We start from the raw sequence: 15,563 nt of genomic DNA, 5'->3' as shown, positions 1-15,563 counted from the left end.
CCGCTCTGCTACTGTGGCAGCCTTCTATTTCCAGGGCCGGACCCATGATGATTCAGTACATCCGTATTCAAAACTTTCGCTCGGTCAGGGATATCGCGCTGGAGCTCGGGCCGCTGAACATTGTCTTCGGCCCCAACGGCTGCGGCAAATCCAATATTTATAACGCTATCCACCTGCTGACCGCCGCCGCTGACGGCAAGCTGTCGGGGTTTATCAGCGAAGAGGGCGGTCTGGAGAATATGATGTGGTCCGGGGAGCGTTCGCCCGTTGATCGTCATCCCCGCCGTCTGCAAATCGCCTGCCGGACCGACAGCTTCGATTATGAGCTGCAGATAGGCTTCCCGGAAAAATTGCCCTATCCGACGCAGTTCATGCTCGATCCCATCGTTAAAGAAGAGAACATCTGGCTGGCCGGCTACTCCCGCCGGCCTTCCTCCCGCGTACTGCAGCGTAAGAATCAGGCGGCGTTTCTCGTCGATGTGACGGGGGAGAAAAGTACGTTCACTGAGAGCATCTATGAAAACGAGTCGGTGTTCGGTCAGCTCGGCGAACTGCATCGTTTTCCCGAGGTGTCGCGGGTGCGGGAGACCCTGCGCCGCTGGCGGTTTTATCATGAATTCGCTATCGGCCGCCATTCGCCGCTGCGTCAGCCGGCCGTGGGATACCGTTCGCCAGTGCTCAACAGCGACGGCCATAATCTGGCGGCAGCCTTTCAGACCATTGTCGAAATTGGCGCGGAAGAGATTTTGCACGAGATCCTCGCCGACGCCTTTCCTGGCTGCCAGTTTTACTGTGAAAACGAGCAGTCACGTTTCGCCCTGAAAATGCGTCGCGAGGGGATCCGCCGCCCGCTGCTGGCGGCGGAGATGTCTGACGGTACGCTGCGCTTTCTGTGCCTCGCCGTTGCGCTGCTCAGCCCGCGCCCGCCGGCCTTTCTGGCGATCAATGAACCGGAGAACAGCCTGCATCGCGACATGTTGCCCGCGCTGGCCCGGCTGATTATCGAGGCCTCGCGCTACAGCCAGATCTGGCTGACCAGCCACTCGGCAGAGTTGGCGGAGCTGATTGCCGCCGGGGCGCCTTGTCAGCGCTATGCCCTGGAGAATCGCGGCGGTGAGACGCGGATTGTCGAGTGAGTCCCGTCGTCCCTGACGGGGGCGCCGGAGTCAGGCGGGGGTCTGCGTCCCCGCTGCAGGCAGCAGATTTTTCCCACCCCGTAAGGTAAAGAACGAGAGCAGGGTGAAGCTCAGGGTGATACACCCGAGGATCAGATAGGCCTGATGGAAGCCGACGGTGTCGTACATCCGGCCGACCCAGGCGGAAAGCACCACCCCGGAAAGCTGTTTCGACAGGTTAAAGCCGATCAGAAACAGGGTGGCCGAGAGCCGCGGGTTAAAGGCGGAGGAGATATATTTAAAGGTCCCGACCAGCAGGAAGGGGATCTCAAACATATGCAGCATCTTGAGGATCACCACCTCCACCGCCGATGAGGCAAAAGACGACCCGAGAATACGCACCGACATGATCATCCCCGCGGTCAGCAGGGCGTTTTTGGCGCCGATGCGGTTAACGATGGCCGGGGCGCAGAACATAATTAGCGCGTTGAGCAGCTCGCCGCCGGTGGTAACAAAGCCAAACACTTCGGTCCCGCGCTGCGGGCTGGCGAAAAAGCTTTTGAAAAAGTTGGCGAACTGCTGGTCAAACACGTCATAGACGCTGGCGACGCCGATCACATAGACGATAAAGCCCCAGAAGCGCGGCATACGCAGCAGCTCTGCCGCCGTGCGCAGCGAAAAGGCCTGGCGATTGGCGCCCAGCGCCTCGATAACCTCGGCGCTGTTGCTGCTTTCCGGTCGCGACAACCAGAGCAGCAGACCGAGCACCAGCGCAAAACCGGAGGCGATCCAGAAGGTGATGTTGGGATCGATGCCGAACAGCACGCCGGTTATCGAGGCGCACAGCGCCCAGCCGACGCAGCCTGCGACCCGCACTTTGCCATATTCAAAGCGGTTGGCCCGGCTGACGCGTTCGATATAGGCTTCCACCGCCCCGGAGCCGCTGGAGAAAACAATCCCCAGATAGATCCCGCCCGCCAGCGCCCCGGCGATAATATTCATTTGCAGCAGCGGTGAAAAAACAAAAATAAAGAACGGTGCGAACAGAATTAACAGCACCGTAATAGTCCACAGCAGATGTTTGCGCAGGCCGAGCTTATCCGACATCAGGCCAAACACCGGCTGAAAAATAATGGCGAATAACGAAATAGACGAGAAAACGATCCCGGTTTCCGTTTTGGTTAAATGGTTAACGTCCGCCAGCCACACCGGAAAAAACGGAAAGTAGGCCGACATAATGAAATAGTAAAAGAAAAAGAACAGCAGGAAATAGACAAAATTATGCCGTTCTCGTGGCGCCAGTTCAGAGAATTTCATCACCATGATCCCTTGTTATTCTGTTTGTAGGGTGGGGGCTGTCGCCCCCACGGATTAAAGGCAACGCAATGAGACCTCGTACTGCCAGCGCGTTTGGCTCAGGAGCCACTGCGGTAGCACGCTGGGGGTCCAGGAGTCATCGCCGCCCACCCCCATATGCAGGCCGTCGAGGGTGATCCACACGCCGTCTTCGGCCTGCATCTTGTGCCAGTGGTCGGTCTCCATCAGTTGACGGGTGCTCCATGGCTGAACGGAGAAGTGGAAATGACCGCTGACGTGCCAGCGTCCCCAGTCCAGCGCCTGGGTATCACAGCGCAGGCCGTTTTCCGTCGGGAAGATGTAGGGCGTCGTCATCGCCGCCAGCGGCAGCTCCCAGCGGGCGAAGCAGGCGCTGCTCCGCCGGTCGGGGTAGTTCTCATGTGGGCCCAGGCCCAGCCAGCTCACCGGCGCCTGCTGATCCGCCACCTGGAAGTACAGCCCGACCCGCGGCAGCGGCGGCAGGGTTTCTGCTCGTTCGCCGTCCACCGCCAGCCGCAGCGTACCGTCCGCGGTGAAGTGCATGCGCCAGTGGCTGACAATCACTACCTCTTCGCCGCGCAGATAGTGCCAGCGGCAGTCGACGAGGGTTTCATTTGCCAGGCGCTGCGCATCGCACTGGACGCAGTGCGCCTCAAGATCGTACAGGCCGGCGCTTTTCCAGCGCTCCACCCAGGCGTTGGGGTCGATGCGCTCTACTTCGCTGACCCCGATGTCGTTGTCGAGCGGCGCGCGAATAAACTGGTCACGCAGGGGGGTCAACAGCTGCTCCTGACCGCCAACCGACCAGCGGCTCAGCAGACCCGTCCGGCGATCGATGGTCCAGCATTGCGAACCGGCGCGGATCTGCCAGACCTCGTCGCTGACGATAAGATCCGGAGCGCCGGCAGGCACCGTGGGCGCCGGCAGCACCAGCGGGGCGGGCAGGGGAAACTGTTGCCAGGCGACGCGGTGTTCCGCTTCTGACCAGGCGGTCGCCCGGGGCTGGGTCACCTCCAGTGTCAGCCACACCGCGCGGGCGCCTTCAGGCAGGATCAGGCTGTCGAGCAGCGTTATCTCGTCGCTGCCCTCAGGGGGCAGCGCCAGGGTCAGGTTGCCGTGATACAGGGTTTCACCGGCCGACTGCACCTGCCAGCGCACCACTTCGTTATCGGTTGGGCGGAACAGGTATTCGCTGGTGATGCGCACCCGCAGCGGCGAGGTCGACAGCAGCGTGAACTGAAAATACTGCTGGGCGTGCTTCGCCTCCACCAGCGACGGATGCGGTGTGCGATCGGGAAACACCAGACCATTCATACAGAACTGGCGATCGTTAGGCTTATCGCCAAAGTCACCGCCATAGGCCCAGCCGACGCTGCCGTCGTCAAAGATTTTGCGGATCGCCTGATCGGCCCAGTCCCAGATAAACCCGCCCTGCAACCGCGGATACTCGCGGAAGGCCTGCCAGTAATCGGCGAAGTTGCCGAGGCTGTTGCCCATCGCGTGGGCATATTCGCAAAGGATCAGCGGCCGCTGCTCGCCGGGCAGGCTGATCCATTTTTTGATCCCCCATTTGGGGACCGCCGGGATCGGCTGGTCGCGTTCGACGCGGGCGTACATCGGACAGATAATATCGGTGGCGGTGGTATCCGCGCCGCCGCCCTCGTACTGCACCGGACGGCTCGGGTCGTTGCGTTTCAGCCAGTGGTACAGCGCTTCGTGGTTACCGCCGCCGCCGGATTCGTTGCCCAGCGACCAGATGATAATGCACGGATGGTTGCGGTTGCTCTGTACCATCCGGGTGACGCGGGCGCTGAAGGCTGGCAGCCACGCCGGATCGTCGGACAGCCGATTCATCGGCACCATCCCGTGGGTTTCAATATTGGCTTCATCGACCACATACAGACCGTAGCGGTTGCAGAGTTCATACCAGCGCGGCGCGTTGGGGTAGTGAGAGCAGCGCACGGCGTTAAAGTTGTTCTGCTTCATCAACAGAATGTCCTGCACCATATCCGCCTCGGTGACCACCTGACCGCGCAAATGATGATGCTCATGGCGGTTAACGCCGCGGATCAGCAGCGGTTTGCCGTTGAGACGCAGCAGGCCATCGACAATCTCGATGCGGCGAAAACCGATGTCCCATGCTTCGGCCTCCAGCAGTTCGTCGCCGCGCCACAGGGTGACCACGGCGCGATAACAGTTCGGGGTTTCCGCGCTCCAGTGCGCCGGCGTCGCCACCGCCAGGGAGAAATCGACCCGTTCCGCGTAGTGGCCGCGTTCATCCACCGTCGGGGTGCCTAACGGCTGCCGCCCGGCGGCGACCTGCTCCTCGCCGCGCCACAGGCTAACCCCGACGCTGAGCCCGGCAAGGGCCGCCTCTGTCGCTTCGACGGTCGCCTGGACCTGCAGAGTGCCATCGCGGTAGAGGGCGTCGAGGGCTGGCGTCAACTGCACGTCGCATAGCCGTTGCTGCGGCTTATTCAACAGCCACACCGAGCGGAAAATGCCGCTCATCCGCCACATATCCTGGTCTTCCAGCCAGCTGCCGGCGCTCCAGCGCATGACCATCACACACAGGCGGTTGTCGCCCGGGCGCAGGAAGGGGCTGAGATCGAACGCTGCCGGCAGGCGACTGTCCTGCGAATAGCCGACCCAGACGCCATTGCACCACAGATGAAACGCCGAGTTGACGCCATCGAAAATAATCTGCGTCTGTCCATCCGCGCGCCAGGCTTCTTCGAGCTCAACGTGCAGGGAATAACAGCCGGTCGGGTTATCCTCTGGTACCCGCGGTGGCGTGGTATCGATGGGATAGCGGACGTTGGTGTAGATCGGCGCGTCATAGCCCTCCATCTGCCAGTTGGAGGGCACTGGCGTGCCGCGGCTGTCCGGCAGATCCTGCGTCAGCCACTGCGCATCGACGGCGAACGGGCTGCGGGCGTAAGCGAACTGCCACTCGCCGTCCAGCTGACGGCGGCGTGTGGAGGGATGGTTATCCCGGGCGGCAAGCTCATCGCGCCAGCTGGCGAAAGCGGGATGCGCCGGCAGGCGGTTAAGGTGGGTAATGGTTTGGTTCTGCCAGTCTTCACGGGCGAGGACGGCGTGAAAGTCGGGCATATGGCTGTGGCCGGTATCGCTAATTTGCATTTTAATCCCCGGTGAATCAGAAAATGTCGTTCGCTAAACAGGATGATTAACGTTATCGGGTAATTTGTTTTTTCCAGCAATCACGCTGAAAATGAAATGAACAGACGATCACGAAAGCGGGGGCAAAACGCTGTTTTTTGTCGCGCGTTAAACATAAAATGTTAGCGCACGACATTGTTATCACTGAGGAGAAAAGATGCCGCGTCGTACCGCAACCCTGGAGGACGTCGCCCGCGCGGCGGGGGTCTCCCAACAGACCGTCTCCCGGGTGCTGAACCGTCCTGAGGTGGTGTCAGCCCGCACCCGGGAGCAGGTGATCCGCGCGATGCAGACGCTGCACTACGTGCCTAACCGCTCGGCGCAGCTGCTTGCCGGCAAGGCGGCGCCCTCCATCGGGCTGATTACCGCCTCGCTGACGCTGCATGCTCCCTCGCAGATCGCCGCCGCGATAAAAAGCCATGCCAGCCTGCATCAGCTGGAAGTGGCGATAGCGATGCCGGCGCAGGCCGATTTTGTCGCGCTGCAGGCGCGGCTGGATGAGCTGCGCGCCCAGCATATTCGCGGGGTGATCGTCAGTCTGCCCCTGGAGAGCGCCACCGCCGAGCGGCTGGTGCAAGAGAACCCGGATATGGCCTGCCTGTTTCTTGATGTCTCTCCGGAGGCCGATGTCTGCTGTGTGCGCTTCGACCACCGCGACGGCTGCGGAGCCTGCGTGCGCCACCTGTGGGAGCTGGGGCATCGCGAATTCGGCCTGCTGGCGGGCCCGGAAAGTTCGGTTTCCGCCCGTCTGCGCCTCGCCAGCTGGCGCGAGGCGCTGCACAGTCTGAATATCGCTCGCTCAACAACAGTGTTCGGCGACTGGAGCGCCGCCAGCGGCTGGCAAAAAACGTTCGAGCTGCTGCATCTGCAGCCGCGGATCAGCGCGATTGTGGTGGCGAACGATCAAATGGCGCTCGGCGTGCTCAGCGCGCTGGCCCAGCTTAATCGCAGCGGTAGCCGGGCGGTATCGGTGACCGGCTATGACGACACCGCCGACAGCCTCTATTTCCAGCCGCCGCTCACTACGGTGGCGCAGGACTTCGATCTGCTGGGCAAGCGGGCGGTGGAACGGCTGATCGCCCTGATGGCGGCGCCGCAGCTGCGGATCCGCGAGCTGCTGCCGACCCGGCTTATCGTGCGCCAGTCGGCCTGGCCTGCCGCCGTCGTGGAGGACCAGCAGCAGACCCTCGCGCAACTGAAAGCGCTGGTGGAAAAACTTTAGCGCAGGCCGTTTAGGCTTTATTGAGGTTGACTCTGTTATCCTCGGCATCAAACGTAGAGAGGTCAGGATTATCTGTCTGCGAAAAATGCAAAACACAATCTATCCATGCAAGCATTGATTTACCGCCAGTCATATGGCGGTTTTTTTTGCCGTCGCCTGCCTCTATCGTTTTCTTCCGTTCGCCTTTCCGCCTGGCATATCCTGCCGCGGCATGCTAGATCTTGCTTCCGGGGCTCCATTCGGGAGACGACGGGAGGCAAGGTTATGATGGTGATAGAGGGTAAAGAGGCGATCGCGCGGGTGGACTGGCAGCGGGTGCGAACCATTATCGCCGAGGCCGGATTGAATGAGCGCGATGTTCAGCAACTGGAGCAGGCGTTCCGCCAGAGCACCTTCTGCTGGTTTGGCTATGAGAACGGCCAGTTGATTGCCGTGGCGCGAGCCATCAGCGACTGTACCTGGAGCAGCTATCTGGCGGATGTGGCGATCGTCCCCGCCCGTCAGGGGCAGGGTTACGGACAACAGTTGATGCTGGCCATCCGGGAGCAGTTGCTTCCCTTTGGCAAAATTTTTATCTATGCGGTCGCCGATAAAATTACGTTTTATCAGCGCTTTGGTTTTGCCATGCTGACCACCGGCATGGTCTGCGCCAGCGAGGAGGGCATGCACAACATGCAGGAGCAGGGCTATATCCGTCAGCCCTGAAAGCAGGCGCTTAGAAACGCCTGGCTTAAACGTGTAAACCAGGCGCAGGCTGTCAGAGGGGGCGTTCGAGCACGAAAAGATACGCTTCCCGCGACCAGAACAAAGCGGTGCGGCGGCGCTCCACCGACATGGTTTTCACTTCCCATCCTTCACGGGTATAGCTGCTGAGAAACTGGCTCATTTTGTCAGGGTCAGCCTTGGCTTCGCCAAAAAACAGGCTGCCCAGCAGCCCCTCTTTATAGATCACTACCCGACACTCTTTCTTCATCATCGACCCTCCTGGCGACCCGTTTACTGTGGCCGTCTATTGTCCGTTGCCGCGATGATTTTGCAATCGGAGAAGTAGCAAACTGTTTTCGGTACTGCAGCGGACTGAGCGCAAACTGTTGGCGAAAATGGTGGCGCAGGGTGCCGGCGCTGGCAAACCCGCAGCGCTCAGCGATCTGATCGATGGACATCGTGCTCTCCGTCAGATGCTGGCGGGCGCGCAGCAGCCGCTCGTCCAGCAGCCAGCGGGCGGGCGTTTTACCGGTGGCCTCCTCAAAGCGGCGCAAGAAAGTGCGTGGTCCCATGCCGGCGCGCTGGGCGAGGGAAGCGACGGTATGGCTGGCGGCAAGATGCTGGTGCAGATAGTCAAACAGCTGCCCAAGGCGCTGGCTCTCCCGGCTGCGGGCAACCGGGCGCAGGACCTGCTGCGCCTGACCGCCATCGCGATGGGGAGAGACCACCAGGCGGCGGGCGACGACGTTGGCTGCTTCGCTGCCGAAATCCTCGCGCACCAGGTGCAGACAGAGGTCGATCCCCGCCGCGCTGCCCGCGGACGTCATCAGCAAATCATCGCCCACGTAAAGCACATCTTCCACCACCTGGATCTGTGGAAAACGGGACTGCAGCGCCGCGGTGTAGCGCCAGTGGGTGGTTGCCTGGCGGCCATTGAGCAGCCCGGCGGCGGCGAGAACGAACACCCCGGAACAGATGGAAATAATCCGGCATCCGCGGGCGTGGGCGGCAGCCAGGGCGGCGCACAGCGCCTCCGGGACCGGGGCGTCGATGCCGCGCCAGCCGGGGACCACAATCGTATCCGCCTGGGCGAGAAGTTCAGGCCCGCCGTCAGTCATCAGGCGGATGCCGCCGGTGGCGCGCAGCGGACCTTCATCGACGGCGGCGACCGCGAACTGGTACCAGTTGCCGCCCATTTCCGGGCGCGGCAGGCCGAAGATCTCCACGGCTACGCCAAACTCAAAGGTGCAGAGTCCATCGTAGGCGAGGGCGATCACCTGATGACGTGACGGTGTCACAGAAGGGGTTGTCAGGATGTTAGCGTTTTCTGTCATGGTTGCCGGCAGATCAGGGTGATGGGCGTCAGTAAAGTAGTGTTATCACAGACAAGGAGAAGACGCCATGAGTGTAGTAACCCAATTTACCCCCGCCGCTTCCGCTGAGGCTATCCGCTGGTTTCGCCATAAGCTGCATCTTGAAACCGACTGCGCCGATGTGCACAGCGCTCAGCGTGCCGGCGAGGTCGACTTTGTCCTGCTGCACGTGGTTGGCAGCGAGGAAGCCTTCGCCAGGCGTCACCTGCCTGGCGCGCTGCATCTCCCGCACCGGGAGATCACCGCCGGGAGAATGGCGGCCTGGCCGACAGATACCGTGTTTGTGGTCTACTGTGCCGGGCCGCACTGCAACGGCGCCGATATGGCCGCGCTGAAGCTGGCCGAGCTGGGACGGCCGGTGAAAATGATGCTCGGCGGGCTCACCGGCTGGGAGGATGAAGGATTTGCGTTCGCCGACGCTGAATGAATTTTTTTCATGTACCATGAAATATTCTCGTTTGCGACCCGCCAACCTGCATGCCAGTATCTGGACATATAGCCATCCAGAAGTCTAAAAATTCAAATAATGAACTATCACGGTGGGCAACTAACGCGCCCACCGCTAAGGAGACAGCATGCAACGTCAACAGGCCCCGTTCCGCGCAGACATCGTCGGCAGTTTTTTACGCCCGGACAGCATTAAACAGGCGCGTCAGCAGCTGGCTGAGGGGATTATCGACGCCGGTCAGCTACGCGAGATTGAGAATAACGCGATCCGTCATCTGGTCCAGCAGCAGTGCGACTGCGGCCTGCATGTGGTCACCGACGGTGAGTTTCGTCGCGCATGGTGGCATTTCGATTTCTTCGATGGCCTGCAGGGCGTTGAACGTTACGATGCCGAACAGGGGATCCAGTTCAACGGCGTGCAGACCAAAGCGCACGGCGTTCGCGTCACCGGCAAGCTGGCCTTCGGCGATCACCCGATGCTGGAAGACTTCCGCTATCTGAAAAGCATCAGCGGCGACGCGCAGCCGAAGATGACCATTCCCAGCCCGAGCGTGCTGCACTTCCGCGGCGGGCGGAAAGATATTGATGCCACAGTCTACCCGGATCTTAGCGACTACTTCGACGATCTGGCCACCACCTGGCGCGACGCGATCCGCGCGTTTTATGACGCCGGCTGCCGCTATCTGCAGCTGGACGATACCGTGTGGGCCTATCTGTGCTCCGATGCCCAGCGTCAGCAGGTACGCGAACGCGGCGACGATCCGGATGCGCTGGCGCACATTTATGCCCGGGTGCTGAACCAGGCGCTGGAAGGTAAGCCGGCCGATCTGACGGTGGGCCTGCACGTCTGCCGGGGTAACTTCCGTTCAACCTGGATCTCGGAAGGCGGTTACGAGCCGGTTGCCGAGGTGCTGTTTGGCGGCGTCAATGTCGATGCCTTCTTCCTGGAGTACGACAACGACCGCTCCGGGGATTTCGCGCCGCTGCGCTTTATTCGTCCCGGCCATCAGCAGGTGGTCCTCGGGCTGATCACCACCAAAAATGGCGAGCTGGAAAATCCGCAGGGGGTAAAAGCGCGTCTCGCCGAGGCGGCGCAGTACGTGCCGCTCGAGCAGATCTGCCTGAGCCCGCAGTGCGGTTTTGCCTCCACTGAAGAGGGCAATGCCCTCAGCGAAGACCAGCAGTGGCAAAAAGTCCGTCTGGTGACGTCGATCGCCGCCGACGTCTGGTAATGACTTTCTTAGCGCAGCGTTGCACCGTGATGAGGCAACGCTGCCGTCCCTCCCGTCGACGCCGCCCACCTGTCCCGCATCCTGCTGTTTTCACAACCTGGCACCGTTTTTGCCTTATCACCTCTGGTTAGCTGTTAATTCTTTATTTTTGCGCTACTCAGGAGTGAATCATGCAACGTAGAACGTTATTAAAAGCTTTTGCACTCTCCGCCTCTGTTATGGCTATGGGTCTCTCATTCCAGGCCTATGCCGCCGACACCATCAAAGTCGGGATCATGCATTCGCTCTCCGGGACGATGGCGATTTCCGAAACGCCGCTGAAGGACGTCGCGCTGATGGCCATCGACGACATCAACGCCAAAGGCGGGGTACTGGGCAAGAAGCTGGAGCCGGTGGTGGTCGACCCGGCCTCCAACTGGCCGCTGTTTGCCGAGAAGGCGCGCCAGCTGCTGGCCCAGGATAAAGTGGCGGTGGTGTTTGGCTGCTGGACATCGGTCTCACGTAAATCGGTGCTGCCGGTGTTTGAGGAGCTGAACGGCCTGCTGTTCTACCCGGTGCAGTATGAAGGGGAAGAGATGTCCCCCAACGTCTTCTATACCGGCGCGGCGCCTAACCAGCAGGCTATCCCGGCGGTGGAATACCTGCTAAGTGAGGATGGCGGCGGCGCCAAACGTTTCTTCCTGCTGGGGACGGACTACGTCTATCCGCGCACCACCAACAAGATCCTCCGCGCCTTCCTGCATGCCAAAGGGATCCAGAACAAAGATATCGAGGAGGTCTACACCCCGTTCGGCTACAGCGATTACCAGACTATCGTCGCCAATATCAAAAAATTCTCCGCCGGTGGCAAAACGGCAGTGGTCTCCACCATCAATGGCGATTCCAACGTGCCGTTCTACAAAGAGCTGGCTAACCAGGGTCTGAAAGCGACCGATGTGCCGGTGGTGGCCTTCTCGGTAGGGGAAGAGGAGCTGCGCGGCATCGATACTAAACCGCTGGTCGGCAACCTCGCGGCATGGAACTACTTTGAGTCCGTCGATAATCCGACCAACAAAGCCTTCGTCGCCGACTATCGCGCGTACGCCAAAGCGCACAAGCTGCCGAATGCCGATACGGTCGTGACCAACGATCCGATGGAAGCGACCTGGGTGGGCCTGCATATGTGGGCGCAGGCGGTGACCAAAGCGGGCACCACCGATGTTGACAAAGTACGCGAGGCGATGGCCGGGCAGACCTTCAACGCGCCGTCCGGTTTTACCCTGACCATGGATGCCACCAACCATCATCTGCATAAGCCGGTGATGATCGGTGAAATTGAAGGTAACGGTCAGTTCAACGTGGTCTGGCAGACCGATAAACCCGTCCGCGCGCAGCCGTGGAGTCCGTGGATCCCCGGTAACGATAAGAAACCTGACCATCCGGTGAAAACCGTCAGCCAGTAAGCGCCAGGGCCGGCGGGGCTGGAGCATAGCGCCCGTCGGCCGCTGACCAGAGGAGAACGACATGAACGCATTGCGTCTCATGAGTGTGTTGGCGCTACTGCTGATCCTGCTGCCGTGGCGGGCGCAGGCCGCGGAGGCGGACGACTTCGTTGCCGCCAGCCGCAGCCAGCAGGCGCAGCTGTTGACCCAGTGGGCGGCAGCACCACAGGCGGATCGTCTGCCGCTGCTGCGGGCGTTGACCACCGAGAGCCTGGTGATGGACGACGGAAAACATGCTTTCCGTACCCGACAGGGCGGATTACAGCCCTTGGGCGCTGCCGCTGCGCCGCAGGGCGAAACCCGACCGGTCCGTCTGACCAACCGGCTACGCAATCTGGCTGCTGGCGCGCTGGCCAGCCACCTTATTTTAAGTGACAACGTCACGGAGAGGGCTTCTGCCGCGCGCACGCTTCAGCGGGAAGCGACCCCGGCCATGGCCGCGCTGCTGCAACAGCGGCTGCAGGCGGAAACCGATGAAAATGTGCGGGGCCTGCTGGAGGTGGCGCTGGCGCGCCTGCAGCTCACTCAGCCTGAGGCCAGCGCGCGACTGGCCGCCGTGACGCTGCTCGGCCATTCGGCGGACCCGGAGACCCAGGCGCTGCTGATCCCCTTTACCGATGCCCAGCATGAGCCGGATGCGGCGGTGCGCGAGGCGGCCAGCGACAGCCTGCAAAAGATCAAACATCGTTTGCTGCTCGGCGATCTGCTGGGCCAGGCCTTTATGGGGCTGTCGCTGGGATCGGTGCTGCTGCTGGCCGCGCTGGGGCTGGCGATCACCTATGGCCTGCTGGGGGTGATTAACATGGCCCACGGCGAGATGTTAATGATCGGCGCCTACAGCTGCTGGCTGGTACAGCAGGCGCTGGCGCAGCTCGCGCCGCAATGGCTGGCCTTTTATCCGTTAGTCGCGCTGCCGGTGGCGTTTCTGGTGACCGCCGGGATCGGCATGGCGCTGGAGCGCACCATTATTCGTCATCTGTATGGTCGGCCGCTGGAAACGCTGCTCGCCACCTGGGGGATCAGCCTGATGCTTATCCAGCTGGTGAGGATGCTGTTTGGCGCGCAGAACGTGGAGGTGGCAAACCCGGCCTGGCTCTCCGGCGGCGTGCAGGTCCTGCCGAACCTGATCCTGCCGTGGAACCGACTGGCGGTGCTGGCGTTCGTCCTGCTGGTACTGCCCTTTACCTGGCTCATCCTGAACCGCACCCGTCTGGGGATGAACGTCCGCGCCGTGACGCAGAACCGGGCGATGGCCGCCTGCTGCGGCGTGCCTACCGGGCGGGTGGATATGCTGGCTTTTGGCCTCGGCTCCGGTATTGCCGGGCTGGGCGGCGTGGCGCTGTCGCAGCTTGGCAACGTCGGGCCTGAGCTGGGTCAGGGATACATTATCGACTCGTTTCTGGTGGTGGTGCTGGGCGGCGTCGGCCAGCTGGCCGGCAGCGTGGCGGCGGCCTTTGGGCTGGGCATTTTCAACAAAATTCTCGAACCCCAGATGGGCGCGGTGCTGGGCAAGATCCTGATCCTGGTGATGATTATTCTGTTTATTCAGAAACGCCCGCAGGGTCTGTTCGCGCTGAAAGGGAGGGTTATTGACTGATGAGCCAACCAATCACCTTAACGCTGGCGCAGCGCGCGCCGCGGCCTCTGCGCTGGCTGGGGATCCTGCTGGTGCTGGGGCTGCTGAGTATGCCATTCCTGGCGCTGCTGCCGGCCTCGCATCCGCTGGCGGTGCCGAGCTGGCTGCTGACGCTGAGCGGCAAAATCCTCTGCTACGCCATTGTGGCGGTGGCGCTGGATCTGGTCTGGGGCTATGCGGGCATGCTGTCGCTGGGGCACGGCATTTTCTTTGCCCTCGGCGGGTACGCCATGGGGATGTACCTGATGCGCCAGGCGGCGGGCGACGGTCTGCCGGCGTTTATGTCTTTTCTCTCCTGGAGCGAGCTGCCCTGGTTCTGGTGGGGCACGCAGCATTTCGCCTGGGCGATGGCGCTGGTGGTGCTGGTTCCCGGTCTGCTGGCCCTGGTCTTCGGCTGGTTTGCCTTTCGCTCGAAGATCAAAGGGGTCTATTTCTCGATCATGACCCAGGCCCTGACCTATGCCGGTATGCTGCTGTTCTTTCGCAACGAGACCGGGTTTGGCGGCAACAACGGCTTCACCGGTTTTACCACGCTGCTGGGTTTTCCGGTCACCGCCACCGGCACCCGCGCCACCCTGTTTATGGCCACGGTTTTGCTGCTGTTACTGACCCTGTGGCTGGGCTCGGCGCTGGCGCAGAGTAAGTTTGGCCGGATCCTCACCGCGGTGCGTGACGCCGAAAACCGGCTGATGTTCTGCGGGTACGACCCGCGCGGCTTCAAGCTGCTGGTATGGACGCTGTCGGCGGTGCTCTGCGGTCTGGCGGGGGCGTTATATGTCCCGCAGGTCGGGATCATCAACCCCAGCGAAATGTCGCCGACCAACTCCATCGAGGCCGCCATCTGGGTGGCGCTCGGCGGGCGCGGCACGCTGATCGGCCCGGTGCTTGGCGCGGGGCTGGTCAACGGCGCGAAAAGCATTTTCACCGTGGCGATGCCAGAGTACTGGCAGCTGTTTCTGGGCCTCATCTTCATCATTGTGACCCTGTTTTTACCCCGCGGGGTGATGGGCCTGCTGCGTCGAGGAGACCGCTAATGCAACCGGATGAAGGACTGTTTACCCGTCAGCTGCCCGGCGATCGTTTTCGCGAACAAACCGATCCGGTGCTGCAGCTGGAGAACATCAACGTCAGCTTTGACGGTTTCCGGGCGCTGACGGATCTGTCGCTGGCGATAGGCGTCGGCGAACTGCGCTGTGTGATCGGCCCCAACGGGGCGGGCAAGACTACCCTGATGGACGTGATCACCGGCAAGACCCGGCCGCAAAGCGGCAAAGCGCTCTATGACCAGTCGGTGGATCTGACCACCCTTGACCCGGTGGCCATCGCCCGCCAGGGCATCGGGCGCAAGTTTCAGAAGCCGACGGTCTTCGAAGCGCTGACGGTGGCGGAAAATCTCGCCCTGGCGATGAAGGGAGATAAATCGGTGTGGGCCAGCCTGCGCGCCCGGCTGAGCAGCGAACAGGACGATCGGCTGAATGAGGTGCTGCGCCTGCTGCGTCTCGATGGTGAGCGCTACCGCCAGGCCGGTCTGCTGTCCCATGGCCAGAAACAGTTTCTTGAGATCGGCATGCTGCTGGTGCAGGAGCCGCATTTGCTGCTGCTTGATGAGCCGGCGGCCGGCATGACCGATGCGGAGACGGAGTATACGGCGGAGCTGTTTCGTACCCTGGCTGGACAGCACTCTCTGATGGTGGTGGAGCACGACATGGGATTTGTCGAGACCATCGCCGACCGGGTGACGGTTCTACATCAGGGCCAGGTGCTGGCGGAGGGATCGCTGCGGGAGGTGCAGGCCAATGAGCAGGTCATTGAAGTTTATCTGGGACGTTAAGGA

At 61.6% G+C, this 15,563-nt stretch carries 13 protein-coding genes; 9 read left to right on the top strand and 4 right to left on the bottom strand.

All coding sequences use genetic code 11. From position 1 onward, the window contains the following. Positions 1–47: 47 nt before the first annotated feature. Complete coding sequence (locus tag CWM57_RS03480) at positions 48–1,136, top strand: AAA family ATPase (RefSeq protein ID WP_100675776.1); 1,089 nt, start codon at positions 48–50, stop codon at positions 1,134–1,136. A gap of 30 nt (positions 1,137–1,166) precedes the next feature. On the opposite strand, the gene CWM57_RS03475 is transcribed toward CWM57_RS03480, so the two are convergent. Together CWM57_RS03475 and CWM57_RS03470 are read right to left on the bottom strand one after the other, a co-directional pair. Then, a complete protein-coding gene (locus tag CWM57_RS03475; protein WP_008804978.1) occupies positions 1,167–2,432 on the bottom strand; it encodes an MFS transporter in 1,266 nt (421 codons plus the stop codon). Between the two features lie 54 nt (positions 2,433–2,486). Next, positions 2,487–5,594, bottom strand: coding sequence for a beta-galactosidase (locus CWM57_RS03470; protein ID WP_100675620.1), 3,108 nt, complete (start codon positions 5,592–5,594; stop codon positions 2,487–2,489). 196 nt (positions 5,595–5,790) lie between these two features. Between CWM57_RS03470 and CWM57_RS03465 the strand changes: the two genes are divergently transcribed. Next, positions 5,791–6,855, top strand: a complete 1,065-nt coding sequence (locus CWM57_RS03465; RefSeq protein ID WP_074385921.1) for a LacI family DNA-binding transcriptional regulator — start codon at positions 5,791–5,793, stop codon at positions 6,853–6,855. 264 nt (positions 6,856–7,119) lie between these two features. Then, positions 7,120–7,560: a GNAT family N-acetyltransferase gene (locus CWM57_RS03460; protein ID WP_061154661.1), complete on the top strand. Its 441-nt coding sequence runs from the start codon at positions 7,120–7,122 to the stop codon at positions 7,558–7,560. Positions 7,561–7,612: 52 nt separating this feature from the next. Here CWM57_RS03460 and CWM57_RS03455 read toward each other — a convergent pair whose 3' ends face one another. Continuing rightward, a complete protein-coding gene (locus tag CWM57_RS03455; RefSeq protein WP_004205985.1) occupies positions 7,613–7,828 on the bottom strand; it encodes a DUF4177 domain-containing protein in 216 nt (71 codons plus the stop codon). Further along, positions 7,797–8,894, bottom strand: coding sequence for a transcriptional regulator FtrA (ftrA, locus tag CWM57_RS03450; protein ID WP_074385920.1), 1,098 nt, complete (start codon positions 8,892–8,894; stop codon positions 7,797–7,799). Before ftrA ends, CWM57_RS03455 begins: the two co-directional genes overlap by 32 nt. A gap of 67 nt (positions 8,895–8,961) precedes the next feature. Here ftrA and CWM57_RS03445 point away from each other — a divergent pair, with 67 nt between their 5' ends. The 6 genes from CWM57_RS03445 to urtD all read left to right on the top strand — a co-directional run bounded on the left by CWM57_RS03445 (position 8,962) and on the right by urtD (position 15,560). Then, positions 8,962–9,360: a rhodanese-like domain-containing protein gene (locus CWM57_RS03445; RefSeq protein WP_074385919.1), complete on the top strand. Its 399-nt coding sequence runs from the start codon at positions 8,962–8,964 to the stop codon at positions 9,358–9,360. 148 nt (positions 9,361–9,508) lie between these two features. Continuing rightward, the gene (locus tag CWM57_RS03440; RefSeq protein ID WP_074385918.1) at positions 9,509–10,612 is read left to right on the top strand and encodes a cobalamin-independent methionine synthase II family protein; all 1,104 of its coding nucleotides are present in this window, start codon (positions 9,509–9,511) and stop codon (positions 10,610–10,612) included. Between the two features lie 170 nt (positions 10,613–10,782). Next, on the top strand, positions 10,783–12,054 hold the full coding sequence (urtA, locus tag CWM57_RS03435) for an urea ABC transporter substrate-binding protein (protein ID WP_100675619.1): 1,272 nt from the start codon (positions 10,783–10,785) through the stop codon (positions 12,052–12,054). Positions 12,055–12,115: 61 nt separating this feature from the next. Further along, positions 12,116–13,690, top strand: coding sequence for an urea ABC transporter permease subunit UrtB (urtB, locus tag CWM57_RS03430; RefSeq protein WP_100675618.1), 1,575 nt, complete (start codon positions 12,116–12,118; stop codon positions 13,688–13,690). After that, on the top strand, positions 13,690–14,763 hold the full coding sequence (gene urtC / locus CWM57_RS03425) for an urea ABC transporter permease subunit UrtC (protein WP_008804969.1): 1,074 nt from the start codon (positions 13,690–13,692) through the stop codon (positions 14,761–14,763). Before urtB ends, urtC begins: the two co-directional genes overlap by 1 nt. Then, positions 14,763–15,560, top strand: a complete 798-nt coding sequence (gene urtD, locus CWM57_RS03420; protein WP_002904321.1) for an urea ABC transporter ATP-binding protein UrtD — start codon at positions 14,763–14,765, stop codon at positions 15,558–15,560. Before urtC ends, urtD begins: the two co-directional genes overlap by 1 nt. Positions 15,561–15,563: the final 3 nt, after the last annotated feature.

Origin of the sequence: Klebsiella sp. G-Nf4 (genome assembly GCF_002810615.1) — a bacterium.
In the GTDB taxonomy this organism is placed as follows: Bacteria; Pseudomonadota; Gammaproteobacteria; order Enterobacterales; family Enterobacteriaceae; genus Klebsiella; species Klebsiella variicola.
This window is presented reverse-complemented; position numbering and strand designations above follow the sequence as displayed.